Origin of the sequence: Streptomyces sp. NBC_00075 (assembly GCF_045041225.1) — a bacterium.
Classification (GTDB): Bacteria; Actinomycetota; Actinomycetes; order Streptomycetales; family Streptomycetaceae; genus Streptomyces; species Streptomyces adonidis.
The window spans coordinates 8,768,167-8,792,892 of record NZ_CP108243.1; the positions used below are offsets into that span (position 1 = coordinate 8,768,167).

The window sequence follows — 24,726 nt, forward strand, 5'->3', positions numbered from 1 at the left end:
GGCGGTGAACTCCTTGAGGTGGGGGGTGAGATCAGCCGGAGAGGGCGGAGGGATCGGCAGGATCCGAAGGGCTGGAGAGCGGGCCGATGCGGTACAGGACCTCGGGGTCGTGGGCCCCGCTCTGCGGGAACAGGCCCGCGTCGAACAGCACTTCACGCTCGACGACGGCGTCGTGGCGCTCGGCGAACGAGGTGAACAGCCGCTCCGAGGCGGTGTTGCCCGGCGTGATGGTGGTCTCGACGGCGGTGATCCCCTGCTCGCCGGCGACCCGCCGGGTCAGCCCGTCGAGCAGCGAGCCGGCGAGCCCACGCCCCTGATGGCCGGCGTCGACGGCGACCTGCCAGACGAGCAGGGTGTGCGGGAGGTCCGGCCGGACGTACCCGGTGACGAAGCCGACCGGCCGCCCCTCGGGGTCCCGGGCGACGGCCGAGGTGGCGGCGAAGTCCCGGCACCAGAGCAGATAGCTGTACGACGAGTTGAGGTCGAGAACTTCCGAGTCCCTGGCGATCCGCCACAGCTCGGCCCCGTCGGCCACCACCGGACGGTCGATTTGCAGGTCTGTCAGTACGGCACTCATGCAAATGCAACTTACCGAGTGGAAATCAAAAATGCATGGCCGTCAGTGGTTTTCTGTTGTTGGTTGAATCACACTCATTTAATTTGCTTGATTTGTTCGCAAAACCTTGTGTTTAGGTCGGGGAGAAGCGGGCAGAAGAGCACGGGGAGCTGCTCTGAATTGAATTGCCGAATTTCGGCGAGAATTCACAGGGATTTCGCGACCGTTTGCCGGGCCCCCGCGACGTCCACCACGAGCCCCCGGTCGGCCAGTGCGGCGCCCAGCGCGACCAGACTCCCGAGCACCGCCTCGCGCGTCGCGTCGGCCCCGTAGTGGTTGACCCGGATCATCTCCTTGGCCAGCGCGCCCCCGCCCGCCGCCAGCGGCAGCGTCGGATCGGCGGCCAGCGCGCTCGCCACCAGCTCCGACGCGACGACCCCGGAGGGCGCCCGCAGGGTCGTGGCGACCGGCGCCGCGTCCTCGGCCTCGTACACATACGGCTCAAGACCGCCGCCCAGCGCGAGCACGCCCGCCCGGGTCGCCGCCGCCGCGGCGGTGTGCCGGGCGATCACCGCGTCCAGGCCCGCCGCCTCGATCCGCTCGACACACGCCTCCAGCGCGAGCATCTCCAGTTGGGCGGGAGCGTGCAGGAGCGTCCGCCGGCCGCCGTCGATCCACCGCTCCTTCCAGTCCAGCAGTGAGAGGTACGACCGTCGCGGCGCCCCCGGATTCGCCGCCATCCGCGCCCACGCCCGTTCGCTCACCGACACCGCCGACACCCCGGCAGGACCGCCCATCGCCTTCTGCGCCCCGATCACACACAGGTCGACACCCCATGCGTCCGGCAGCACCGGCTCGGCGCCGACCGACGCGACGGCGTCGAGATAGAAGAGGGCGCCCTGTTCCCGTACCGCCTCGCCGATCTCCGCGACCGGGTTGGTGTTGCCGGTCGCCGCCTCCGCGTGCACCAGCGAGACGAAGTCGATCTCCGGGTGCTCGGCGAACGCCTCCCGGACCTGCGCGGCCGTGACCGCCGCGTGGAACGGCACCGCGAGATCGAAGACCGTCGCGCCGCAGTCCCGCAGCCAGTCGCCGAAGGTCTGCCCGTAGGGGCCCGTGATGATGTTGAGGGCCGTCGTGCCCGGACCCGCGGTACCCCTGATGGCACCTTCCAGTGGCAGCAGCGCCTCGCCCTGCATGATCACGACGTCCTGCTCGGTGCCGAGCAGCCGCGCCACGCGGTCCTCGATCGACGCGAAGCGGGCGGCCGTCAGGGGCGCCAGGTCCAGGAAGGGATGCGTGGTCATGGTGGTGCTCTCTTCGGATAGCGGGGTAGGTAAGCCGAGTCGAGACTAGGGCCTGTCCGGCCGGAGAGCTTCCTGATCCTCGGCCTGGCGGGATGAGAGGCCGAACGGCCTCGAAACCGCAGGTGGCACGGCATCACGACCATGGAAATGGTTTGAGAGAGTCAAACGTCTCCTTATAATCAGAACCCACAGTCCCCCCACAGGAGGTCCCCGTGAACACGGTGCTCGGACGACGGTCCCGCATCCTGGCCGCCACCACCGCGACGGCCGGGCTCCTGCTCGTGGCCGGCTGCTCCTCGGACGACGACGGCGGCAGCGCCGCGAAGACCGCCGCCGGCGGGGTCGAGGTCGTCAAGGCCGGGCAGCTCACCGTCTGCACCCACCTGCCCTACCCGCCCTTCCAGTCGGAGATCGACGGCAAGGTGCAGGGCTTCGACGTGGCGCTCGTCGACCTCGTCGCCAGGAACCTCGGCGTGAAGCAGGAGATCCTCGACACGCCGTTCGAGAACTTCAAGACGGGCGCCTTCCTCAACGCGGGACAGTGCGACCTCGGCGCCGCCGGGATGACCATCACCGAGGAACGCAAGAAGAACGTCGACTTCTCCGACCCCTACTTCGACGCCACGCAGGCCGTCCTCGTCGACAAGAAGAGCGGCATCACCTCCTTCGACGGCCTCAACGGCAAGAAGGTCGGCGCCCAGGCGCAGACGACCGGCGAGGACTACGCCAAGGAGAAGGGCCTCGACCCGGTCTCCTTCGAGTCCTCCGACGCCGTCCTCAACGGCCTGCGCACCGGACAGGTCGACGCCGTGATCATCGACTACCCGGTCGTCCAGGGCTGGCTCAAGGACAAGGCCAACGCCGACGCCTTCCAGGTGGTGGACAACCTCAACACCGGTGAGCAGTACGGCTTCACGGTGAAGAAGGGCAACACCAAGCTGGTCGCCGCCATCAACAAGGTGATCACCGACGCGAAGGCCGACGGCACGTACAAGAAGCTGTACGAGCAGTGGATCGGCCCGTACGACGAGTCCGCGGCGTCCGCGTCTCCGTCCGCGTCCTCATGAGCGGCGACACGAAGCCGACACTGACGCCCGAAGTGCAGCCCCGCAAGAGGGGGTTGACGAGGCGTCAGAAGCGGCGCCTGTCGCGCGGCGTCCAGTACACGCTCTTCGTCGCTGCCTTGATCGCCTTCGCGGTCTCGGCCGACTGGGACCGGCTGCGGAACCAGTTCGCGCAGACGGACATCGCCGACCAGATGTTCCCGGACGTCATCACGCTGGCGCTGAAGAACACCGTGCTGTACACCCTGTCCGGCTTCGTCTTCGGACTGGCCCTCGGCATGCTTCTCGCCCTGATGCGGCTGTCGTCCGTGGGCCCCTACCGCTGGCTGGCCGGCGTCTACATCGAGATCTTCCGAGGGCTGCCCGCCCTGCTGATCTTCATCTTCGTCGGCGTCGCCGTCCCCCTCGCGTTCCCCGGTACGGAGATCCCGGGTGGGACGTATGGCAAAGTGGCCCTCGCGCTCGGCCTGGTGGCGGCCGCGTACATGGCGGAAACGTTCCGGGCGGGCATCCAGGCGGTGCCCAAGGGGCAGCTGGAGGCGGCCCGTTCGCTGGGCTTCTCGCACGCCCGGGCCATGGTCTCGATCGTCGTCCCGCAGGCGTTCCGCATCATCCTCCCGCCGCTGACGAACGAACTGGTGCTCCTGTTCAAGGACTCCTCGCTGGTGCTGTTCCTCGGTGTCACCCTGGAGGAGCGCGAACTGTCCAAGTTCGGCCGCGACCTGGCCAGCCAGACCGCCAACTCCACGCCGATCCTGGTCGCGGGCCTGTGCTATCTGCTCATCACGATCCCGCTCGGCTTCGTCGTACGCCGTATGGAGACGAAGGCCCAGGAGGCCGTCAAATGAGTCGTCCAGAAATCCAGGTCCGGGACCTGTACAAGTCGTTCGGCGACAACGAGGTGCTGCGCGGTATCGACCTGGAGATCGGACAGGGCGAAGTCGTGTGTGTCATCGGCCCGTCCGGCTCGGGCAAGTCGACCCTCCTGCGCTGTGTGAACCTGCTGGAGGAGCCGACGAAGGGCCAGGTGTTCGTCGGCGGGACGGAGGTCACGCACCCGGACGTCGACATCGACGCGGTCCGCCGCCGGATCGGCATGGTCTTCCAGCAGTTCAACCTCTTCCCGCATCTGACGGTGACGGAGAACCTCACCCTCCCGCAGCGCAGGGTGCTGAAGCGGGACAAGGCGGAGGCGGCGAAGGTGGCCGCCGAGAACCTGGAGCGCGTGGGCCTGTCCGAGAAGGCGACCGCGTACCCGGCGTCGCTCTCCGGAGGCCAGCAGCAACGGGTGGCGATCGCGCGGGCGTTGGCGATGGGCCCGGAGGTCATGCTGTTCGACGAGCCGACCTCGGCACTCGACCCGGAGCTGGTCGGCGACGTCCTGGCGGTGATGCGCAGACTGGCGAACGAGGGCATGACGATGATGGTCGTCACACACGAGATGACGTTCGCCCGCGAGGTCGCCGACCGGGTCGTCTTCATGGACGGCGGAGTGATCGTCGAGGAGGGCACCCCCGCCCGGGTCATCACCGCCCCGACCCACGAACGCACCCGCCACTTCCTCTCCCGCCTGCTGGACCCGGCGATGGCGGAGGTGGAGGAGGAGTCGGGGAAGGATCGGGCCGAGGGGCCGAACTAGGGTGCCGTCCATGAGCGAGCAGACGCAGACGGTGCTGCATGTGAAGGGGCGGGTGCTGGTCGGCCCGGAGGAGATCCGGGACGAGCTGTGGGTGGTCGGCGGGCGGATCTCGTACGACCGCCCGCCCGGCGCCCGTGACATCCGTACGGTGGAGGGCTGGGCGCTGCCCGGCCTGGTCGACGCGCACTGCCATGTGGGCCTGGGCCCGCACGGCGCGGTGGACGTCGATGTCGCCGAGAAACAGGCGCTGACGGACCGGGAGGCCGGCACCCTGCTGATCCGCGACGCGGGTTCCCCCTCCGACACGAGGTGGGTCGACGACCGCGAGGACCTGCCGAAGATCATCCGCGCCGGCCGGCACATCGCCCGCACCCGCCGCTACATCCGGGGCTACGCCCACGAGATCGAGCCCGACGACCTGGTGGCGTACGTCGCCCAGGAGGCCCGGCGCGGCGACGGCTGGGTCAAGCTGGTGGGCGACTGGCTGGACCGGGGCACCGGTGACCTCGCCGCCTGCTGGCCGCGCGAGGCCGTGGAGGCGGCGATCACGGAGGCCCACCGGCTGGGCGCGCGCGTCACGGCCCACTGCTTTGCGGAGGACTCCCTGCGGGACCTGGTGGAGGCGGGCATCGACTGCGTCGAGCACGCGACGGGCCTCACGGAGGACACGATCCCCCTGTTCGCCGCACGAGGCGTGGCGATCGTCCCGACCCTGGTGAACATCGCGACGTTCCCGAACCTGGCGGCAGCCGGCGAGACCAAGTTCCCCGACTGGTCGGCCCACATGCGCCGCCTCCACGAACGCCGCCACGACACGGTGCGTTCCGCGTACGACTCGGGAATCCCGGTGTACGTCGGCACGGACGCCGGCGGCACACTGCCGCACGGGCTGGTCGCGGCGGAGGTCGCGGAGCTGGTGACGGCGGGCATTCCGGCACCGGCGGCCCTGTCGGCGACGACGTGGGGCGCGCGGGAGTGGCTGGGCCGACCCGGGCTGGTGGAGGGGGCGGTGGCGGACCTGGTGGTGTACGAGGCCGATCCGCGGGCGGACGTACGGGTGCTGGGGGCGCCGCTGAGGGTGGTACTGAACGGCCGGATCGTGAGCTGACATTGAGGACTGACACCGGCCACCCGAGTGAATGTGGAGAACGTACGTGCCGTCTGATTCGAAGATCTGCGCGGAAACATCACGTAGGAGTGAAGTCCCGTCAGATTGCTGACCGTTGACTGCCTGTACGTAATTCTTACCGGGTCCCAAGCGTGTCTCTTCCGAGGGGTCCCCGAACCTTGAACGCCAACAACTTCCGCCTGCCCGCACGCCGTCTGGCCACCGTCGTGGCGGCGACGGCCCTGGCCGCCGGTCCCGCGAGTCTGGCCCATGCGACGGAGGACCAGGGCCGCGCGAGCGCGGTCGTCCTCCGCACCGGGCTGAACGTGTCCCTCCTCAACAAGAGCGTGAACGTTCCGCTGGAGGTCGCCCTCAACGAGGTGCAGGCACCCCGGAGCGCCGAACAGACGGCGCTGACCGCGAAGTTGGACGGCGTGGACGGGGGGAAGCCGTTCACGGTGCTGGACGCGGAGGTCGCGGAGTCGAAGGCGACGGTGACGGAGGGGAGGGCAGAGGCGTCGACCACCCTCGCCCACGCGAAGCTCCACGTCCCGGGCCTCCCGCTCCTCTCCCTGATCGAGGTCGAGCAGGTCACGTCGAAGGCGACCTGCGTGGCGGGGGAGAAGCCGGTCGCCACGGCCGACCTCCTGGGCTCGGTGACGGCTCTCGGCAAGAAGGTGACGCTGACGCCGAGCGGCCCGGTGGAGGTGAAGGTGCCGGCTGTCGGCGAGGTCACGCTGGCGCTGTCCCAGACGGAGACGACGACACGTACGGCGGCCGCGACCGCGCTCGAACTCAAGGTGTCCGTCAACCCGTTGGACCTGAACGTGGCGGAGGTCGAGGGGACGGTGACCTTGGCGAAGGCGACGTGCGAGGCACCGGAGGAGCAGTCGGCGACGCCTCCTGCACCGGCCTCTGATGTGAAGCCCCAGGGGGTACAGGCGGAGGCGGGCCTCGCGGAGACGGGCGGCAGCTCGACGACGCCGTACCTCGCGGGCGGCGCACTGGCGTTGCTCGCGGCGGGCGCGGGAGCGGTCGCACTGGCGCGCCGCGGCAAGAGCTGACGCAGGGACCGTCTTTTCTTCGCCCCCGCCGCCCTTACCCGTTCCCATCCCTGGGGGCTGCGCCCCCAGACCCCCGCTCATCGGCCTGAACGGCCTCGTCCTCAAACGCCGGACGGGCTGAGATGCCCCGGCCGGCGTTTGAGGACAAAGGGGGGTCTGGGGGCGCAGCCCCCAGGGATGGGACGGGTAGGGGCGGCGGGGGCGAATAAACTCACCGCCCCGCCAACATCACCGCCCGATCAAACGCCTGCAAAAACCCATTCACCGTCACCCGATCCCGCACAGCCACCCGCAACCACTCCTCCCCCAACCCGGGAAACGTGTCCCCCCGCCGCACCGCATACCCCAACCCCCGCAGATGCCCCCGCACCACATCCGCCCGATCCACCCGCACCAGCACGAACGACCCCTCCGCAGGCCCCACCACCCGCACCCCGTCCGCCCCGAACTCGGCCAGCCCGGCCACAAGATGAGCCCGGTCCGCGGCGATCCGCCGAGCCGCCTCCTCCGCCTCCGCCAGCGCCGGCCCGGACACACACGCCTCCGCCGCAGCCAACGCCGGCGCGGACACCGGCCACAACGGCTGCGCCCGCTCCAGCTCGACCACCGTCGACGGCGCCGCCAGCACGTACCCGATCCGCAGCCCCGCCAGCCCCCACGTCTTCGTCAGACTCCGCAGCACCACAAGCCCGGGCACATCCGTACGCCCGGCCAGCGCCTCCCGCTCACCCGGCACCGCGTCCATGAACGCCTCGTCGACCACCAACGTCCGCCCAGGCCGGGCAAGTTGGGTAACGACACCCGCGGGATGCAGCACCGACGTCGGATTCGTCGGATTGCCGATCACCACCAGGTCGGCCTCCTCGGGCACGAGCGCCGCGTCCAGCCGGAAGTCGTCCTCGGCCCGCAGCAGCACCCGCTCCACACGATGCCCAGCGTCCCGCAACGCCGCCTCCGGCTCCGTGAACTGCGGATGCACGACCACCGGCCGACGCACCTCCAGCGCACGCGCCAGCAGCACGAACGCCTCCGCGGCCCCGGCGGTGAGCAGCACCCGCTCCACCGGGACCCCGTGCCGGGCCGCCACCGCCGCCCGCGCGGCCCGCCCGTCGGGATACGCGGCGAGCCCGTCAAGCGACCTGGCGATGTGCTCGCGCAGCCAGGCCGGGGGAGTGCCGGCCCGGACGTTCACGGCGAGGTCGACCAACTTGGCGCCGTCGTCACGGACTTCGGCGTCCCCGTGGTGCCGCAGATCATGTGTACCGCTGCCGGTGTCTCTGTCAGTGCGCATGAGAGTGCGAGTGCCCGTGTGAGTGCTGCCCATGATGGTGACCGTCGTGATGGCCGTCGTCGTCCGGATGGAAGTGCGGCTGCTGAGGCATTCCGACCTTGTCCTCGAAACCGGGCAGCGCGATCCGGTACACGCACGAGTCGCAGTTCATCCGCAGATCGCCCTGCACGGCCTCCCGGTACCGCTCCATCACCAGATCGAGCAACTCCGGCTCCGGACCGATGACTTCGGCGGACCGCACGTCGATCTCCGGGTGCGCGGCGGCCCAGCCCTCGGTCTGCTGCCGCACCCGGTCCGGCAGGATCCCGGTGAACAGGAAGTAGGGCAGGACAACGATCCGCCGCGCACCCAGCTTCACGCACCGGTCGAGGCCCGACGGCACGTCCGGCGCCGCGAGCGACACGAACGCCGTCTCCACACCGGCGTACCCGCGCCCTTCCCAGAGCAGCCGCGCCGCCTTGAGCACCTCGGCGTTGGCGTCCGGGTCGGTGGAGCCGCGCCCCACCAGCAGCACGGTCACATCGGCCCGGTCGGCGGGCGTACGCGCCCCGACGCCCCCCAGGGCCTCCTCCAGACGTCGCTCCAGAACGGCCAGCAGCGCGGGATGCGGGCCCAGCGGACGCCCGTACGTGTACGAGATCCCCGGGTGCCGTTCCTTCTCGCGGGACAACGCCGCCGGGATGTCCCCCTTGGCGTGCCCGGCGGACACCAGCATCAGCGGAACGGCCGCGAACCTCCGTACCCCCCGCTCCACCAGCTCGGTCACGGCGTCGCCCAGCGGCGGTGGCGACAGCTCGATGAAGCCGCCTGCGACGGGCAGTTCGGGATTGCGGCGCCCCAACTCCCGTACGAAGTCACGGAAGGCCTCGGCTCCGGCCTCGTCCCGGGTGCCGTGGCCGGCGATGAGCAGGGCGGGCGGCGGGGTGGTCACGATTTCTCCTCGAACGGTGAAGCGGACTGTGCAGTGGACTGTGAAGAGGACTGTGAAGTGGGGTGAAGCGTATGAGACGTAAGGGTGTTGAGACGTGGGCCGGGCAGCCGCGCGGCACGGATGATCATCGCACCGCCTCCTGCCAGCGATAACCCCGAGGCGTCACCATACGGCCCGCGATGTTCCTGGTCGCGGTGTTGCCGACGGTCACGACCGTCATCATGTCGACCGTCGCCGGGTCGAGGCCGGTCAGCGTCGTGACGCGGCTGGACTCGTCGGGCCGGGACGCGTTCCGTACGACGCCCACGGGCGTCGTCGGCTCCCGATGCGCCCCGAGGATCGCGAGCGCTTTGGGCAGCTGCCAGTCACGGCCTCGGCTGCGCGGGTTGTAGAACGTCACGACGATGTCCGCCTCGGCCGCCGCCCGCACCCGCCGCTCGATGATCTCCCAGGGCGTGTGCAGGTCGGAGAGGCTGATGGAGACATGGTCGTGGCCGAGCGGCGCCCCGAGAATCGCACCGGCGGCCAGGGCCGCCGTGACACCCGGCACCCCGACCACGTCGATGTCGTCGGAGGCCTCGGCGAGCGCGGGCGACGCCATCGCGTACACGCCCGCGTCCCCGCTGCCGATCAGCGCGACCGCCTGCCCCTTCCGGGCCTCGGCCACCGCCGTCCGCGCCCGCTCCTCCTCGGCCCCGAGCCCCGATTCCAGGATCCGGGTACCGGGCCGCAGCAGATCACGGATCTGGTCGACGTACTGATCGAGCCCGACGAGCACGGACGCCCGCCGCAACTCCGCCTCGGCACGCGGCGTCAGCAGATCCCGCGCCCCAGGCCCGAGCCCGACGACCGCGAGCCGCCCGCGCCCCGGCCGCCGTACGACGGCACAGGTCGCCATGGCCGGCGCCCCGTCCGCACGCTCCGACTTCCGCTTGGGTACGAGGAGTTCGCCCCCACCGACGAGTGCCGCGGCTTCCGCCACGGACGGTGTACCGACGGCGGCGAGCGGCGCGGCGGACGGGTTCGGCACGTCGACCCCGGCCAACTCCTCGGCGGAGTACGTCAGTACGGGCACGCCGAGCCGCTCGGCGGCCCCGACGATCCCGGGCTCGCCCGCCTTCGCGTCGACGGTGGCCAGCGCGGCGACGGAGGCCACGGAGAGCCCCGCGTCCGCCAACGCGCCCTGAACCAGCCCGAACACCTCGTCGACCGGGGCCCCCTTCGAGGCGCCCACACCGACGACGAGGGACGGCGGCCGCAGCACGACCTCGGACGGCCCGGCCGGCTCAACGGCCCTGTCCGTCACCCGGATCGTCGGCCCGCCACCAGGCACCCCACTCCCGACATTCGACGGCAGCGCGGGCAGCGGCCAGCTCGACTCCAGCTCCAGCGCGACGGGTTCACCGTCGAGCAGCGCCCGCGAGACCCCCGCGACATCCCCCTCCACGGGAATCCCGAGCGTGTCGAGCCCCGGCACCCCCACGGCGTCCGTCGCCGTGGTCACCACCGGCTCCGCACCCAGCAACGTCCCCACCGCGAGGGCGAGTTCATTGGCCCCGCCACCATGCCCGCCGACCAGCGAGACGGCGAACCGCCCGCCCTCGTCGACGCACACCACACCGGGATCGGACGCCTTGTCGGAGAGCAGCGGTGCGACCAGCCGTACGACCGCTCCCGTGGCCAGGAAGCACACGAGCTGCTCGCACTCACCGAACGCGCGCCGGACGGCGTCGGCGACCGGCCCCTCGTACACACGCGTACGGTCGGGCCAGGCGGCGGCGAGCCGATCACGCGCCGCCGCGCCCGCCGCCGTCGCGGAAATCAGGCCGATCACAGGGCAACTCCTTGTTCGTCCAGGTGTGTTGCGGGGCGGGTGCCCCAGAGCAGGAAAACGGGATTGGTGGCCGCGAGGCGGGTCACCCCACCCGGCAGGGGTGCCAGCCGGGACGACTGGAGCAGCACGCCGTCGCAGTCGAGTCCGGCCCCGGTGAGGGCCTCGCGGACCGCCGGTACCCGGTCGAGGGCGGCCAGCGCGACCACCACCGACCGCCGGGCCCGCCGTGCGCACGCGGTGACGATGGCGGGCAGCTCGCGCCCGCCCCCGCCGATGAACACGGCGTCGGGATCGGAGAGTTCGTCGGCGGGCGCGGGCAGGTCATCAGGTGCGACCCCCTCCACCACCCGCACATCGACACCGTGCGCGGTGGCGTTGGCGCGCACCCGCTCCGCGCCGTCCGGCGTCTTCTCGACGGCGACGACGGCGGCCCCGAGCCGCGCGCACTCCACGGCCACCGAACCCGAGCCCGCACCGATGTCCCAGACCAGATCGCCGAGCCGCGGCCCGAGCCGGGCCAGCGCCAGGGCCCGTACCTCGAACTTGGTGATCATCGAGTCCCGGTGGGCGAACTCGCCCTCGGCCAGGGCCCATCGACCGGGACCGACGGCCTCCCCGGCGACCGTGACACGCACCGGCGCGAGAACACGGGCCTCGTCCAGACAGAGCACCACACTCACCGCGTCGCCCCAGTCGCGCGCCGCCGCCTCGGCGGGCGTGACCCGCTCGACGCGTTCGCGGACGGGGTCGCCCAGAGCGGAGGCGACGACCAGGACGCGCCCGTCCGGACCGTCGGCCAAGGCCGCGCCCAGCTCGGCGGGCCCGGCCCCCGGCCCGGTCAGCACGGCTACTTTCGGCCGCGCCCGGCACACATTGACCGCCGTACGCAGCGCCCGCCCGTGCGCGCTGACGACCACCGCGTCGTCCCAGGTCAGCCCGGCCCGCGCGAACGCCGCCGCGACGGAGGACACCCCGGGCCGGACATCGAGCCGCCCGGTCCCGAACCGCTCGGCCAGCGCCCGCACGATCCCGAAGAACCCGGGATCACCGGAGGCGAGCACGACAACGGCCCGCTCCTTCCCGACGTACTCCTCGATGATGTCGAGGGCAGGGGCCAGCGCACCGAGGACGAACTGTTCCGCGCCCTCGGGCACCGGGGCCGCCGCCAGATGCCGTCGGGCGCCCACGACCAGGGCGGCCCCGGCAACGGCGGCCGTGGCCTCCGGCAGCAGCGGCGCCCCCGTCCCCGTACCGATGACGGTGATCACGTACTCGCCCCTCGCTCGCGCAACGCCCGGCGGGCGGCCGGGTCGGCCTTGCGGAAGCCGTGGAAGTGGCCGGGGTGGTAGAGGTGCGAGCGGGTGCCGCTGGCGTCGAGGGCCGGGCCGATCAGGAACAAGGTGTGCTTCCACAGCTTGTGCTCCTTGACCGTCTCCTCCAGCGTCTCGATCGTGCACCGCACGACCAGCTCCTCGGGCCAGGTCGCCTGGTAGGCGATGACGACCGCCGTCGTGGACGGATAGCCGCCCTCCAGCAGCTCCCGCACCAGCTGTCCACTGCGCGCGGCGGACAGGAAGATCGCCATGGTCGTCCCGTGCCGGGCGAACTCACGCACCTCCTCACCCGGCGGCATCGGCGTCTTGCCGCCGCCCAGCCGGGTGAGGATCACGGACTGCGCGACCTCGGGAATGGTCAGCTCGCGCTGGGCGAGCGCGGCGACCGCAGAGAAGGAGGAGACACCGGGCACGATCTCGGTCTCGATGCCGATCTCGGCACAGCGGTCGACCTGCTCCTGGGTACCACCCCAGAGCGCGGGATCGCCGGAGTGGATACGGGCCACCCGCAGACCCTCGCGCACGGCACGCTCGTACACGGCGACGACGTCTTCGAGCGACATCGTCGCCGAGTCGAGGATCTCCGCCCCCTTGCGCGCGTGTTCGAGAACGGCCTCCTGTACGAGGCTGGCCGCCCAGATCACGACATCCGCGTCGGCGATGGCGCGGGCGGCGCGGAAGGTCAGCAGATCGGCGGCGCCGGGGCCGGCACCGACGAACGTCACCTTGCCGGTGGGAGCGCCAGTGGGAACGTCGGCCGTGGGAGCCATGGGGCGGGATCCTCTCGTACGGAACATGCTGCGTGAACCAGTGGACTAGTGGACTAGGGGGACTTCAGGGAAGTCGGAGGTGCGCGAAGGCGGGTTGATCGGATAGCAAGAGCACATGGCGGTCTTCGTCGCGCTCGGCGCGTTCCTGATGACGCTGGCCGGCGGCTGGACGGCACTGCGTGTGACCGACCGCCGCCATCTCGTCCTGGGCCTGGCCGGCGGCCTGATGCTGGGCGTGGTCGGCCTCGACCTGCTGCCCGAGGCACTGGACGCGGCGGGCGAGGAGGTGTTCGGCGTACCGGCCGCGCTGCTGCTGTTCGTCACCGGCTTTCTGCTGGCCCATCTGGTGGAACGTCTGCTGGCGGTACGACAGGCGGCGCACGGCGCCGACGAGCACAACGGCCGGGCGCCTCAGGTCGGTCTGACGGCCGCCGCGGCCATGGTCGGCCACAGTGCGATGGACGGCGTCGCGATCGGCGCCGCCTTCCAGGTGGGCGGCGGGATGGGCCTCGCGGTCGCGCTCGCCGTGATCGCCCATGACTTCGCCGACGGTTTCAACACGTACACGATCACGAGCCTGTACGGGAACGCCCGCCGCAAGGCCCTGGCCATGCTGTTCGCCGACGCGGTGGCACCCGTGGTGGGCGCGGCCTCGACGCTTCTCTTCACGATCCCCGAACAGGCGCTGGGCTGCTATCTCGGTCTCTTCGGCGGCGTTCTGCTCTATCTCGCCGCCGCCGAGATCCTGCCCGAGGCCCACCACGAACACCCCGCGCACTCGACGGTGCTGTGCACGGTCGCGGGCGTGGCGTTCATCTGGCTCGTGGTGGGTGTGTCGGGCTGAGGTGATCACAACTTGCCGCCCCGCCCGCCGTCGCGCGGCGCGGGCGCGATGAGAGTGGAGAGATAGGGGAGGGGCTCGTCGCCGAGTTCACCGGCGGGCCGGATGGACTCGCCCTCCAGCCCGAGAGCCGACCCCCACACGGCGTCGTCGATCCGCCCGCTCTCCCGCAACGCCTCGGCGACCTCCTGGGCCTGCCGCCCGAACTTGTACGCCACGACCGTGCCGGGCCCGGCGAGGGCGTCCTTGAGCGTGGCAGCCCCGGCGGTGACGGGCACGAGGGTGAGCGGCTCGGTCCCCTCGGTGAGCACAGCCCCCGAACGCGCCGCCAGATCCTGCATGGCGGTGATCCCGGGAACGGTCTCGATGACGACGCCGGGCGCCAGCTCCCCGATCGTCTGGGCGAGATAGGTGAACGTCGAGTACACGTTGGGATCACCGATGGTCGCGAACGCGACGACCGAGTGAGCCCCGAGCAACTCGGCGACCCGAGCACCGGCGGCATCCCAGGCGGCCTCGCGCCGCGCCCGGTCGGACCGCTCGTTCAGCGCGAAGACGACCCGGACGACCTTCTCCACGGGCACGTAGTGCAGCACGGTGGCCTCGGCACGCCCCCGCTCGCCGCTGTCCATGACAGGTACGACGACCACATCGGCGGCACGCAACGCGTTGACGCCCTTCACGGTCACCAGCTCGGGATCACCGGGCCCGACCCCCACACCGACAAGCCTGCTGCCACTCTCGCTGCTCATGACGTACGGCACCTCTCCACGAACCGACGGGCGACACCGGGCTCCGACGCCCAGTGCGTGTGCAGATAGCTTGCGTGCACACCTCGCTGTACAAATCCCTCGACCCGCCGGGTAGGGGCGAGCACGCCCCAAGCGGGCTCGGCCCCCGCCCCGGGCTCGACAACGGTCCGATGGAACTCGTGCCCCCGCATCCGGGTCCCGGCAACGGCCAGGGCACTGTCACTGACGGCCACGGCATCGCGATACCCAAGGGTGAGCCGCTCGCTCATCCGCGCGGTGGCATCGAGCACCCCGCACATCGGCAGCCCGTCCAACTCCCGGCACAGATACAGCAGTCCGGCACACTCGGCGGCAACGGGCGCACCACTCTCCGCGAGGGCGGCAACGGACTTGCGGAGCGTCTCATTGGCGGACAACTCACCGCCGTACACCTCGGGAAACCCACCCCCGACAACCAACCCACGCGTCCCATCGGGCAGTTCCTCATCCCGAAGCGGATCGAACACGACGACGTCGGCCCCGGCGGCCCGCAACAGTTCGGCCTGCTCGGCATAGGAGAAGGTGAAGGCGGCCCCACCGGCAAGAGCGACGACGGGCGGCATTTTCAGCCCGTCCGGCGTTTGAGGACGAGCGCGTTCAGCGCGACAAGGGGGGTCTGGGGGCGCAGCCCCCAGGGATGGGACGGGTAGGGGCGGCGGGGGCGAGGAAACCAACACCTCACCCGCATCCCAAGCCGCACAAGACAACGCCCCCGCACTCCGCGCCAGCGCCAACAACCCCTCAAGATCACACCCGGCACCGACCTGCGCGCCCATCGCGGCCACAGCCTCCACAGCCGCCCCCCGCCGCTCACCAACCGGCACCAACCCCAGATGCCGGGAAGGCGTATCCACCTGAGCCACCCGCCGCAACACCCCGAGCACCGGCACCCCGGCCGACTCCAACGCCTCCCGCAGCAACGCCTCATGCCGATCGGACGCGACCTTGTTGAGGATCACCCCCCCGACCCGAACCTCCGGATCCCACGACGCGAACCCATGCACCAGCGCGGCAACGGACCGAGACTGCGACGACGCGTCGACGACCAGCACCACCGGCGCCCGCAACAGCTTCGCCACATGCGCGGTGGACGCCAGCTCACCTTCCCCCGCCGCCCCGTCGTACATCCCCATGACACCCTCGACGACCGCGAGGTCACACCCCCGCGCCCCGTGCAGGAACAACGGTCCGACAAGCTCCGGACCGCACAGATACGCGTCGAGGTTCCGCCCCACCCGCCCGGTGGCGAGCGAGTGATACCCGGGATCGATGTAGTCAGGCCCCACCTTGTGCGGAGACACGGCAAGCCCGCGCGAGGCGAACGCGGCCATCAGCCCCGTGGCGACGGTGGTCTTGCCGCTGCCGGAGGAGGGCGCGGCGATGACCAGCCGAGGCACGGAGGCCAAGACCGATGAGGATGACGATGAGGTCAGCACGGCGATGTCACCACTCGATCCCCCGCTGCCCCTTCTGCCCGGCGTCCATCGGATGCTTGACCTTGGACATGTCCGTCACAAGATCCGCGAACTCCACCAGCTTCTCCGGCGCGTTCCGCCCGGTGATCACCACATGCTGGTTCCCCGGCCGATCCCGCAGCACGGCGACGACCTCGTCGACATCGACCCACCCCCAGTGCATGGGATAGGCGAACTCGTCGAGCACGTACAGCCGATACGTCTCGGCGGCGAGATCCCGCTTGACCTGCTCCCAGCCCTCCCGAGCCTTCTCCTCGTTGTCGAGCTGCTCATCCCGCTGAACCCAGGACCACCCCTCGCCCATCTTGTGCCAGTCGACGGACCCGCCCTCCCCGCTGGCCCCCAGCACCCGAAGCGCGTTCTCCTCGCCGACCTTCCACTTCGCCGACTTGACGAACTGGAACACCCCGATGGGCCACCCCTGATTCCAGGCGCGCAGCGCAAGCCCGAAAGCGGCGGTGGACTTGCCCTTCCCGATGCCCGTATGCACGACGACCAGCGGCCGATTACGCCGCTGTCTGGTCGTCAGCCCATCGTCCGGCACGACACTCGGCTGCCCCTGAGGCATTACGCGGCCCTCCTCTGTACGTCCTTGACCAACCCGGCGATGCTGTCGGCCCGCAGCTCGTCCAATGTCACCGCGGTACCGCCCAGTTCACCGGCGAGCTGCCCGGCCAGCCCCAGCCGCACCGGCCCCGACTCACAGTCGACGACCACGGAGGCGACCCCCTCGGCGGCGAACAGCCGAGCCGCCCGCCCGGCCAGCGCGACCGGCTCGGGCCCACCCGTGGCCCGCCCGTCGGTCACGACCACCACCAGCGCCCGCCGGGCCGGGTCCCGCATCCGCTCCACCCGGAGCACGTCGTGCGCCTTCAACAGCCCGGCCGCGAGCGGCGTACGCCCACCGGTCGGCAACGACTCCAGCCGTACGGCCGCGGCGTCCACGGAGGAGGTCGGAGGCAACGCGACCTCCGCACTCGCCCCCCGAAAGGTCACGAGCCCGACCTTGTCCCGCCGCTGATAGGCATCGAGGAGCAGCGACAGCACAGCCCCCTTCACAGCACTCATCCGCTGCCGAGCGGCCATCGACCCTGAGGCATCCACAACGAAAAGCACGAGATTCCCCTCGCGCCCCTCCCGAGTCGCCTGCCGCAGATCGTCCCGCCGCACGACCAGCCCACGCCCGACTCGCCCCCGCGCCCGCTGATGCGGAGCGGCGGCCTGCACGGTGGCCGCCAAGTGCAGCTTGGTGAGCGCCCCTTGGGGCCGCCGGGACCCGGTCGTACGCCCCCGCTCGGTACGCGCCCGCGAACGCCGCCCGGCAGCACCCTCACCCACACCGGGCACGCTCAACACCTTGGTACGAAAAGGCTCACCGGCCCGCACAGGCTGCTGCTCACCGGCCCCGCCCCCCGAGGGCTGCGGCTCCCCGCCTTCCCCGGCCTCGGGCCGCGCACCGGAGTCGTCCCCCTGCGGACCGTCAGACTCCGGAGCCTGCCCACCGCCGCCACCTCCACCGGGCCCGTCCGACCCAGGATCGGGATCCTCGTCCTCCCCAGACCCCGACCCCTGCCCGCCGAACTCCTCCAACGTCTCGTCGAGCTTGTTCTCGTCAAGTCCGGGCGCGTCAAAGGGATTCCGCCTCCGGCGATGCGGGAGCGCAAGCAACGCGGCCTGCCGAACATCCTCGGCAAGCACATCGGTACGCCCGGCCCAGGCGGCCAGCGCAACAGCGGTCCGCGCCATCACGATGTCGGCACGCATCCCGTCGACCTCGAAAGCGGCGCACGTCGCAGCGATCTGCCGCAACGCCCCGTCCCCGAGCCGCACGGACGGCAACAGCTCCCGCGCGGCGACGATCCGGGCCCGTACGGCGGACTCCTCATCGGCCCACCGAGCGGCGAACCCGGCAGGATCGTCGTCGTACGCCAGCCGCCGCCGCACGACCTCGACCCGCTGATCGGGCTCCCGCGAGGCGGCGACCTCGACGGTGAGCCCGAACCGGTCGAGAAGCTGCGGCCGAAGCTCACCCTCCTCGGGATTCATGGTCCCGACGAGCAGAAACTTCGCCGCATGCCGTACGGAGACACCTTCGCGTTCGACGTAGGAGGCACCCATGGCAGCGGCGTCCAGCAACAGGTCGACGAGATGGTCATGAAGGAGATTGACCTCGTCGACGTACAGAATCCCGCGATGCGCATCGGCCAACAGGCCCGGCTCGAACGCCTTCACGCCCTCCGCAAGCGCCCGCTCGATATCAAGAGCACCGACAAGCCGGTCCTCGGAGGCACCGACAGGCAGCTCGACCATTCGGGCGGCCCGGGATTCATAGGCCCCGGCCTCGTGCGGCCCATCAGGGCAGGCCGGATCGGGCCCTCCGGGGTCGCACGAGAACCGGCACCCGGCAACAACATCAACCGCGGGCAACAGCACCGAAAGGGCCCGCACAGCAGTGGACTTGGCGGTGCCTTTCTCGCCGCGTACCAGCACACCTCCCACCGCCGGCGAAACCGCGTTCAGCAGCAGCGCGAGCCGCAGATCCTCCTGGCCGACAACGGCCGTGAACGGAAACGGGGTACTCACTTGTCGTCGCCCTCCAGGTCGCCTTCGAGCTCCAGGTAGGTCGCGCGCAGCCGCTCGATCGTCTCGGTGTCCGGCTCGGCCCACAACCCACGGTCGGCGGCCTCGAGCAGCCGTTCCGTGATCCCGCGCAGCGCCCACGGGTTGGACTGCTTCATGAAGTCCCGGTTCTCGGGATCGAAGACGTACTCCGCGCTCAGCTTCTCGTACATCCAGTCGTCCACGACCCCGGCCGTGGCGTCGTACCCGAACAGATAGTCCACAGTCGCGGCCATCTCGAAGGCACCCTTGTACCCGTGCCGCCGCATCGCCGCCATCCAGCGGGGATTGACCACCCGGGCCCGGAAGACCCGGTGGGTCTCCTCGCCCAGCGTCCGGGTCTTCACCTGGTCGGGAGTGGCGGAGTCACCGACGTACGCCTCCGGGCTGGCCCCCGTCAGATGCCGCACCATCGCGACCATGCCGCCGTGGTACTGGAAGTAGTCGTCCGCGTCGACAAGATCATGCTCACGCGTGTCGACGTTCTTCGCCGCCACAGCGATCCGCTTGAACGCCGTCTCCATGTCCCCCCGGGCCGCACGCCCATCCAGCCCGCGCCCATAGGCATAACCGCCCCAGACGGCGTACACCTCAGCCAAATCAGCATCGCTGCGCCAGTTCCGCGCATCGATCAACGGCAGCAGCCCAGCCCCGTAGGCCCCCGGCTTCGACCCGAAGATCCGAGCCGTGGCCCGCCGCCGGTCACCGTGCTCCGCAGCATCCGCATCCACATGCGCCCGCACATAGTTGGACTCGGCAGGCTCCTCCAGCTCGGCCACCGCCCGTACCGCGTCGTCGATGAGCCCCACCACATGCGGGAACGCGTCCCGGAAGAACCCGGAGATGCGCACCGTGACGTCGATCCGAGGCCGCCCCAGCTCCGCCACCGGCACCACCTCGAACCCGGTCACCCGCCTCGACGCGTCGTCCCACACCGGACGGCAGCCGAGCAGCGCCAGGATCTCGGCGATGTCGTCGCCCTGGGTCCGCATGGCCGACGTACCCCAGACCGTCAGGCCGACGGACTTCGGGTACTCGCCGTTGTCGGTCAGATACCGCTGCACGAGAGAGTCGGCGAGCGCCTGGCCGACCTCCCAACTCAGCCTGGACGGAATGGCCTTGGGGTCGACGGAGTAGAAGTTGCGGCCGGTCGGCAGGACGTTGACGAGGCCGCGCGTGGGCGAGCCCGACGGCCCCGCCGGGACATAACCCCCGTCAAGTGCCTTGAGAATGTGGGTGATCTCGTCCGTCGTACGGGCCAGCCGAGGCACCACCTCACGGCACGCGAACTCCAACACCGCGACGGCGTCCGGGAGTTCGAGGCCCAGTACGTCCCGCACCAGACCGGGAACCGTCGCGACCTCCCACGCCCGCTCCTCCATGCCCTCCGCGAGCCGTCGGCACAGCTGCTCCAGCAGATCGATCGCGTCGGCGGCCGAACGCGAGGGCCCGTCCACCAGATCCGTCAGCTCGACCGGCAGCTTCACCGGAGCCCCCGGCTCGGCCAGCAACTCCTTCTCCACCAGGCCGAATTGAGCGGCGAGCGCGGCCCGCAGCCCCGGCAGCGCGTTCGCCGTGCCACCCCACACCTGCGAGGCACGCAGCACGGCCAGTACGAGGTTCACCCGCGCCTCGTCGACCGGCCCACCACCCAGGATGTGCAGGCCGTCGCGGATCTGCACGTCCTTGATCTCGCACAGATAGCCGTCGATGTGCATGACGAACTCGTCGAACGCCTCGTCGTCCGGCTGGTCGTCGACGTGCAGGTCGTGGTGCAGCTCGGCGGCCTTGACCAGCGTCCAGATCTGCGCGCGCACCGCCGGCGCCTTCGTCGGGTCCAGGTCGGAGACGAGCGCGTACTCGTCGAGAAGCTGCTCCAGCTTCGCCAGGTCGCCGTACGTGTCCGCGCGGGCCATCGGCGGTACGAGGTGGTCGACGACGGTGGCGTGCCCGCGCCGCTTGGCCTGGGTGCCCTCGCCGGGGTCGTTGACGATGAACGGGTAGACGAGGGGGAGTTCACCGAGCACGGCGTCCGGTCCGCACCCGCGACTCAGACCGAGTCCCTTGCCGGGCAGCCATTCCATCGTGCCGTGCTTGCCCATGTGGACGATCGCGTCCGCACCAAACGAATTCTCGAGCCACCTGTAGGTCGCCATGTAGTGGTGGGAGGGCGGCATGTCCGGGTCGTGGTAGATCGCGATCGGGTTCTCGCCGAAGCCGCGCGGCGGCTGGATCAGCACGACGACGTTCCCGAACTGGAGGGAGGCCAGGACGATGTCGTCCCCGTCGACGTACAGGGAGCCGGGCGGCTCGCCCCACGCCTCCAGCATCCCGTCCCGCAACTCGCCGTCCAGCTTGTCGAACCACGCCCGATAGTCGGCGAGCGGCACCCGCGCGGGCGCGGCGGCCAACTGCTCCTCCGTGAGCCATTCGACGTCGTGGCCACCGGCGTTGATGAGCCGGTGGATCAACTCGTCGCCGTTGTCGGGGTGTCCCTCGACGACGTACCCGGCGTCCCGCAGCGCGTCCAGCACCCGTACCGCCGAGGCGGGCGTGTCCAGGCCCACCGCGTTGCCGACGCGCGAGTGCTTGGTCGGGTAGGCGGTGAAGACGAGCGCGAGCTTTTTGTCCGCGTTCGGCTTGTGCCTCAACTGGGCGTGCCGTACGGCGATTCCGGCGACGCGGGCGGCCCGCTCGGGGTCGGCGACGTACACCGGGACGCCGTCGGGGCCGTCCTCCTTGAAGGAGAACGGCACGGTGATCAGCCGGCCGTCGAACTCGGGGATCGCGACCTGCATCGCCGCGTCCATGGGGGAGAGGGCGGCGTCGGACCCGTCCCACGTGGCCCTGGACGACGTAAGGCAAAGTCCTTGCAGTACAGGCACGTCGAGGTCGGCGAGCGCCCCGATGTCCCAGGCCTCCTCGTCACCGCCGGCCGAGGCCTCGGAGGCGTGCGTGCCGCCGGCGGCGAGGACGGTGGCGATCAGGGCGTCGGCCCCGGCGAGCAGCTCGTACAGTCCCGCGTCGGCCCCGCGCAGTGAACCGCAGTACACGGGAAGGGCGTTGACGCCCCGCGCCTCGATCGCCTCGCACAGGGTGTCGACGAACCCGGTGTTGCCGCTCAGCTCGTGGGCCCGGTAGAAGAGCACGCCGACGGTAGGACGGCCGCTCTCGCGCGCGTACGAGCCGTGCACCCCGTACTCGGGCATCTTCTGCGGCTCGACGAACCCCTCGCCGGTCAGCAGCACGGTGTCGGACAGGAACCGCGCCATTTCCACCAGGTTGTCGGGCCCGCCCTCGACGAGATACCGCAGCGCCTCCGCCACGACACCCGCGGGCACCGACGACTCGGCCATCAACTCGGCGTCGGGCACGGCCTCGCCGCCGAGCAGCACGGTGGGCACACCGGACGTCTTCAGATAGGCGAGCCCGTCCTCCCAGGCCCGCTTCCCGCCCAACAGCCGTACGACGGCGATGTCCGCGCCCTCGACGAGCGCGGGCAGCTCCTCGGCGACGTCCACGCGGGTCGGATTGCCGATCCGGTACGAGGCACCGGTGGCGGCCCGGGCCGCCAGCAGGTCCGTGTCGGCGGTCGACAACAACAACACTGTGCTCATGCGGGCGCTCCCGGTGGAATGAAAGGCAGTCCTAGTGGCGCGCCCGACTCGATGAGCCGCAAGAGCGCGTCCGTGTCCGCGTGCTGTTCGATGAGATCGCCGAGCAGGTCGAGCTGTTCCTCGCGCAGCCCGGCGAAGGAGGTGTCGGGGGCCGGTACGAAGCGCCGGCCCGCGGCGGCGGCGACCTCGCGGAGGAAGGCCCGCCGGAACCCGTCGGATTCGAGCGACCCGTGCCAGTGCGTACCCCAGACGGCCCCGACCCGGCACCCGTCCAAGAAGGCTTCCCCGCCTGTGACTTCGGCGACCCCGTGATGGATCTCGTACCCCTCGACGTCCTCGCCGAGGGCGGTGCCGACGGGCCGGGTGAGGGTCTTCTCGCGCGCGAACCGCACCCGTACGGGCAGGACCCCGAGCCCTTCGACAAGGCCCTGGCGACTCTCGACGTCGTCCTCGATCCGCTCACCGAGGATCTGGAAGCCACCGCAGATGCCGAGCACGGGCCGTCCCTCGGCAGCGCGGCGCACGAGAGCGTCCGCGAGCCCGCGCTGACGCAGCCACTCCAGCGCCCGCACGGTCCCCCGAGTCCCCGGTACGACGACGAGATCGGCGTCGGCGAGTTCCTCCGGCCGGTCCACGAACCGCACGACGACGCCCGGTTCGGCGGCGAGCGCGTCGACGTCGGTGAAGTTGGACATCAACGGGATCGCACAGACGGCGACCCGCAGGATGTCCTCCCCGACGGGCGGGGAGACGTTGGACTCCCGAACGGTGCCGCGCAGGGCTGTGTTTGATTTGAAAGCGGGCCGAAGCCCGTCCTCTTCATCGATCCCGAGCCCGTGCCGGAAGGGCAGGACGCCGTACGTCGGCCGCCCGGTGAGCCCGAGCAGCATGTCGAGCCCTGGTTCGAGCAGGGAGACATCCCCGCGGAACTTGTTGACGAGGAACCCGGCGACGAGCGCCTGATCCTCGGGGGACAGCAGGGCGACCGTCCCGAAGAAGGAGGCGAAGACACCGCCACGGTCGATGTCGCCGACGACAAGCACAGGGAGCCGGGCATTGCGCGCGATCCCCATGTTGACGATGTCGGTCCGCCGCAGATTGATCTCGGCCGGACTCCCGGCCCCCTCACAGATCACCGCGTCATACGTGCCCCGCAGTTCGGCGAGGCACTCCAGCACGGTCCCGAGAAGCTGCTGCTGCCGCCCTCCGTGATACCCGCGCGCACTCATCTCACCCACGGGCTTCCCCATGAGCACGACCTGACTGCTCTGATCGCTCCCGGGCTTCAGCAGGACGGGATTCATGAGGGCGGTGGGCTCGACGCGGCAAGCCTGCGCCTGCATGGCCTGAGCCCGCCCGATCTCGGCACCTTCACGCGTGACAAAGGAGTTGAGGGACATGTTCTGAGCCTTGAAGGGCGCGACTTTCACCCCCTGCCGCACGAGCCACCGACAGATCCCGGCGGTGACGACACTCTTCCCGGCATCGGAGGTGGTCCCGGCGACAAGCAGCCCGCCACCGACAGTTCCGCCACTCATGACGTACGCCCCTTCGCTACGAGCCGTGCGGCGGCGACACTGACCCCGAGGGCCAGCCAGGTGACCCGCCGGGACAGCCGTACGGCCCGTTCGACGTCCTGGACACCGACGGCACGCCCGTACTCTCCGTTGAGCACGGGCCGGTGCTCGACCCGCCCCCCGTACGACAACGTCCCCCCGAGCCGCACACCGAGGGCCCCCGCGAAGGAGGCCTCGACAGGCCCGGCGTTGGGACTGGGATGGCGGCGGGCATCGGCACGCCAGGCCCGGACGGCCCCGCGCGGATCACCACCGGCGACAGCGGCGAGTACGGCGGTCAGCCGCGCCCCCGGCCACCCGGCGAGGTCGTCGAGCCGGGCGGATGCCCACCCGTACCGCCGATACCGAACGGACTTGTGCCCCACCATGGCGTCAAGGGTGTTGACGGCCCGGAACCCGACCAGCCCCGGCACGCCACCCAGGGCGCCCCAGACCAGCGCGCCCACAACGGCGTCGGAGGTGTTCTCGGCAACGGACTCGACGACGGCCCGGGCGATCCCGTCGGAGTCGAGGGCCTGCGGATCACGCCCGCAGAGATGGGGGAGCCGCTCCCGGGCCCCGTCGACATCCCCGGCCTCCAGCGACCGCCCGATGGCCCGGGCCTCCCGCCCGAGGGAGGTCCCCCCGACGACGGCCCAGGTGGCGGCGCCGGTGAGCACGACGGAAGCGGCACGGGACGGACGTACGACGGAACGGGCCACCGCGGCGAGCGAGACGGCACCGCCCACACACACGGCGGTGTGCAGCGCGCCCCACCCCCGGTGGTCCCGCCACAACACCCGCTCGACGGCACCGGCGGCCCGCCCGAACGCGGCGACCGGATGCCCTCGGCGCGGATCGCCGAGAACCAGATCACCGAGGAGTCCGAGGGCGGCGCCGTACGCGAAGACGCGATCGGCACGCATCGG

At 70.9% G+C, this 24,726-nt stretch carries 20 protein-coding genes; 6 read left to right on the forward strand and 14 right to left on the reverse strand.

What is annotated here, in order from left to right; genetic code table 11:
• Positions 1-31: 31 nt before the first annotated feature.
• Positions 32-577: a diaminobutyrate acetyltransferase gene (gene ectA / locus OG787_RS38455; protein WP_369033796.1), complete on the reverse strand. Its 546-nt coding sequence runs from the start codon at positions 575-577 to the stop codon at positions 32-34.
• Between the two features lie 185 nt (positions 578-762).
• The gene (locus tag OG787_RS38460; RefSeq protein ID WP_405538335.1) at positions 763-1,863 is read right to left on the reverse strand and encodes a pyridoxal-phosphate-dependent aminotransferase family protein; all 1,101 of its coding nucleotides are present in this window, start codon (positions 1,861-1,863) and stop codon (positions 763-765) included.
• 212 nt (positions 1,864-2,075) lie between these two features.
• Between OG787_RS38460 and OG787_RS38465 the strand changes: the two genes are divergently transcribed.
• The 5 genes from OG787_RS38465 to OG787_RS38485 all read left to right on the forward strand — a co-directional run bounded on the left by OG787_RS38465 (position 2,076) and on the right by OG787_RS38485 (position 6,738).
• Positions 2,076-2,930, forward strand: coding sequence for a transporter substrate-binding domain-containing protein (locus OG787_RS38465; protein WP_405538336.1), 855 nt, complete (start codon positions 2,076-2,078; stop codon positions 2,928-2,930).
• The gene (locus OG787_RS38470) at positions 2,927-3,775 is read left to right on the forward strand and encodes an amino acid ABC transporter permease (protein ID WP_369033793.1); all 849 of its coding nucleotides are present in this window, start codon (positions 2,927-2,929) and stop codon (positions 3,773-3,775) included. Before OG787_RS38465 ends, OG787_RS38470 begins: the two co-directional genes overlap by 4 nt.
• The gene (locus OG787_RS38475; RefSeq protein WP_369033792.1) at positions 3,772-4,566 is read left to right on the forward strand and encodes an amino acid ABC transporter ATP-binding protein; all 795 of its coding nucleotides are present in this window, start codon (positions 3,772-3,774) and stop codon (positions 4,564-4,566) included. The genes OG787_RS38470 and OG787_RS38475 overlap by 4 nt, the downstream gene beginning before the upstream one ends.
• A 10-nt stretch (positions 4,567-4,576) precedes the next feature.
• Entirely contained in the window at positions 4,577-5,674 is a 1,098-nt protein-coding gene (locus tag OG787_RS38480; protein WP_405538337.1) for an amidohydrolase family protein, read from the forward strand.
• Between the two features lie 179 nt (positions 5,675-5,853).
• Positions 5,854-6,738 (forward strand): SCO1860 family LAETG-anchored protein, encoded by an 885-nt coding sequence (locus OG787_RS38485; protein ID WP_405538338.1) that lies wholly within the window; start codon positions 5,854-5,856, stop codon positions 6,736-6,738.
• A gap of 211 nt (positions 6,739-6,949) precedes the next feature.
• Here the strand turns inward: OG787_RS38485 and cobC are convergent, their stop codons facing one another.
• The 5 genes from cobC to cobM form a co-directional block, all read right to left on the reverse strand.
• On the reverse strand, positions 6,950-8,029 hold the full coding sequence (gene cobC, locus OG787_RS38490) for an Rv2231c family pyridoxal phosphate-dependent protein CobC (RefSeq protein WP_405538339.1): 1,080 nt from the start codon (positions 8,027-8,029) through the stop codon (positions 6,950-6,952).
• Complete coding sequence (locus OG787_RS38495; protein WP_369033788.1) at positions 8,019-8,960, reverse strand: sirohydrochlorin chelatase; 942 nt, start codon at positions 8,958-8,960, stop codon at positions 8,019-8,021. The genes cobC and OG787_RS38495 overlap by 11 nt, the downstream gene beginning before the upstream one ends.
• Positions 8,961-9,084: 124 nt before the next feature.
• Entirely contained in the window at positions 9,085-10,794 is a 1,710-nt protein-coding gene (gene cobJ / locus OG787_RS38500) for a precorrin-3B C(17)-methyltransferase (RefSeq protein WP_405538340.1), read from the reverse strand.
• The gene (cbiE, locus tag OG787_RS38505) at positions 10,791-12,062 is read right to left on the reverse strand and encodes a precorrin-6y C5,15-methyltransferase (decarboxylating) subunit CbiE (RefSeq protein WP_405538341.1); all 1,272 of its coding nucleotides are present in this window, start codon (positions 12,060-12,062) and stop codon (positions 10,791-10,793) included. Before cbiE ends, cobJ begins: the two co-directional genes overlap by 4 nt.
• Positions 12,059-12,898: a precorrin-4 C(11)-methyltransferase gene (gene cobM, locus OG787_RS38510; RefSeq protein ID WP_405538343.1), complete on the reverse strand. Its 840-nt coding sequence runs from the start codon at positions 12,896-12,898 to the stop codon at positions 12,059-12,061. The genes cbiE and cobM overlap by 4 nt, the downstream gene beginning before the upstream one ends.
• A gap of 115 nt (positions 12,899-13,013) precedes the next feature.
• Between cobM and OG787_RS38515 the strand changes: the two genes are divergently transcribed.
• The gene (locus OG787_RS38515; RefSeq protein ID WP_369033784.1) at positions 13,014-13,742 is read left to right on the forward strand and encodes a ZIP family metal transporter; all 729 of its coding nucleotides are present in this window, start codon (positions 13,014-13,016) and stop codon (positions 13,740-13,742) included.
• A 5-nt stretch (positions 13,743-13,747) separates the two neighbouring features.
• On the opposite strand, the gene cobI is transcribed toward OG787_RS38515, so the two are convergent.
• Genes cobI through OG787_RS38550 form a run of 7 tightly spaced genes read right to left on the reverse strand, consistent with a single transcriptional unit; the run spans position 13,748 to position 24,723 of the window.
• Positions 13,748-14,491 (reverse strand): precorrin-2 C(20)-methyltransferase, encoded by a 744-nt coding sequence (gene cobI, locus OG787_RS38520; protein WP_405538345.1) that lies wholly within the window; start codon positions 14,489-14,491, stop codon positions 13,748-13,750.
• On the reverse strand, positions 14,488-15,963 hold the full coding sequence (locus OG787_RS38525) for a cobyrinate a,c-diamide synthase (RefSeq protein ID WP_405540713.1): 1,476 nt from the start codon (positions 15,961-15,963) through the stop codon (positions 14,488-14,490). Before OG787_RS38525 ends, cobI begins: the two co-directional genes overlap by 4 nt.
• Before the next feature lie 10 nt (positions 15,964-15,973).
• Positions 15,974-16,573, reverse strand: a complete 600-nt coding sequence (gene cobO / locus OG787_RS38530; RefSeq protein WP_369033782.1) for a cob(I)yrinic acid a,c-diamide adenosyltransferase — start codon at positions 16,571-16,573, stop codon at positions 15,974-15,976.
• Positions 16,573-18,588: a putative cobaltochelatase gene (locus OG787_RS38535; RefSeq protein ID WP_405538347.1), complete on the reverse strand. Its 2,016-nt coding sequence runs from the start codon at positions 18,586-18,588 to the stop codon at positions 16,573-16,575. The genes cobO and OG787_RS38535 overlap by 1 nt, the downstream gene beginning before the upstream one ends.
• A complete protein-coding gene (gene cobN, locus OG787_RS38540) occupies positions 18,585-22,241 on the reverse strand; it encodes a cobaltochelatase subunit CobN (RefSeq protein WP_405538349.1) in 3,657 nt (1,218 codons plus the stop codon). Before cobN ends, OG787_RS38535 begins: the two co-directional genes overlap by 4 nt.
• Complete coding sequence (locus OG787_RS38545; protein ID WP_369033779.1) at positions 22,238-23,779, reverse strand: cobyric acid synthase; 1,542 nt, start codon at positions 23,777-23,779, stop codon at positions 22,238-22,240. Before OG787_RS38545 ends, cobN begins: the two co-directional genes overlap by 4 nt.
• On the reverse strand, positions 23,776-24,723 hold the full coding sequence (locus OG787_RS38550) for a cobalamin biosynthesis protein (protein WP_405538350.1): 948 nt from the start codon (positions 24,721-24,723) through the stop codon (positions 23,776-23,778). The genes OG787_RS38545 and OG787_RS38550 overlap by 4 nt, the downstream gene beginning before the upstream one ends.
• Positions 24,724-24,726: the final 3 nt, after the last annotated feature.

What these genes read in the sequence shown, in the direction of transcription:
- ectA (WP_369033796.1), bottom strand. Translation starts at nt 577, where the DNA reads ATGAGTGCCGTACTGACAGACCTGCAAATCGACCGTCCGGTGGTGGCC.
- OG787_RS38460 (WP_405538335.1), bottom strand. Translation starts at nt 1,863, where the DNA reads ATGACCACGCATCCCTTCCTGGACCTGGCGCCCCTGACGGCCGCCCGC.
- OG787_RS38470 (WP_369033793.1), top strand. Translation starts at nt 2,927, where the DNA reads ATGAGCGGCGACACGAAGCCGACACTGACGCCCGAAGTGCAGCCCCGC.
- OG787_RS38475 (WP_369033792.1), top strand. Translation starts at nt 3,772, where the DNA reads ATGAGTCGTCCAGAAATCCAGGTCCGGGACCTGTACAAGTCGTTCGGC.
- OG787_RS38480 (WP_405538337.1), top strand. Translation starts at nt 4,577, where the DNA reads ATGAGCGAGCAGACGCAGACGGTGCTGCATGTGAAGGGGCGGGTGCTG.
- cobC (WP_405538339.1), bottom strand. Translation starts at nt 8,029, where the DNA reads ATGCGCACTGACAGAGACACCGGCAGCGGTACACATGATCTGCGGCAC.
- cobM (WP_405538343.1), bottom strand. Translation starts at nt 12,898, where the DNA reads ATGGCTCCCACGGCCGACGTTCCCACTGGCGCTCCCACCGGCAAGGTG.
- OG787_RS38515 (WP_369033784.1), top strand. Translation starts at nt 13,014, where the DNA reads ATGGCGGTCTTCGTCGCGCTCGGCGCGTTCCTGATGACGCTGGCCGGC.
- cobI (WP_405538345.1), bottom strand. Translation starts at nt 14,491, where the DNA reads ATGAGCAGCGAGAGTGGCAGCAGGCTTGTCGGTGTGGGGGTCGGGCCC.
- cobO (WP_369033782.1), bottom strand. Translation starts at nt 16,573, where the DNA reads ATGCCTCAGGGGCAGCCGAGTGTCGTGCCGGACGATGGGCTGACGACC.
- cobN (WP_405538349.1), bottom strand. Translation starts at nt 22,241, where the DNA reads ATGAGCACAGTGTTGTTGTTGTCGACCGCCGACACGGACCTGCTGGCG.
- OG787_RS38545 (WP_369033779.1), bottom strand. Translation starts at nt 23,779, where the DNA reads ATGAGTGGCGGAACTGTCGGTGGCGGGCTGCTTGTCGCCGGGACCACC.
- OG787_RS38550 (WP_405538350.1), bottom strand. Translation starts at nt 24,723, where the DNA reads ATGCGTGCCGATCGCGTCTTCGCGTACGGCGCCGCCCTCGGACTCCTC.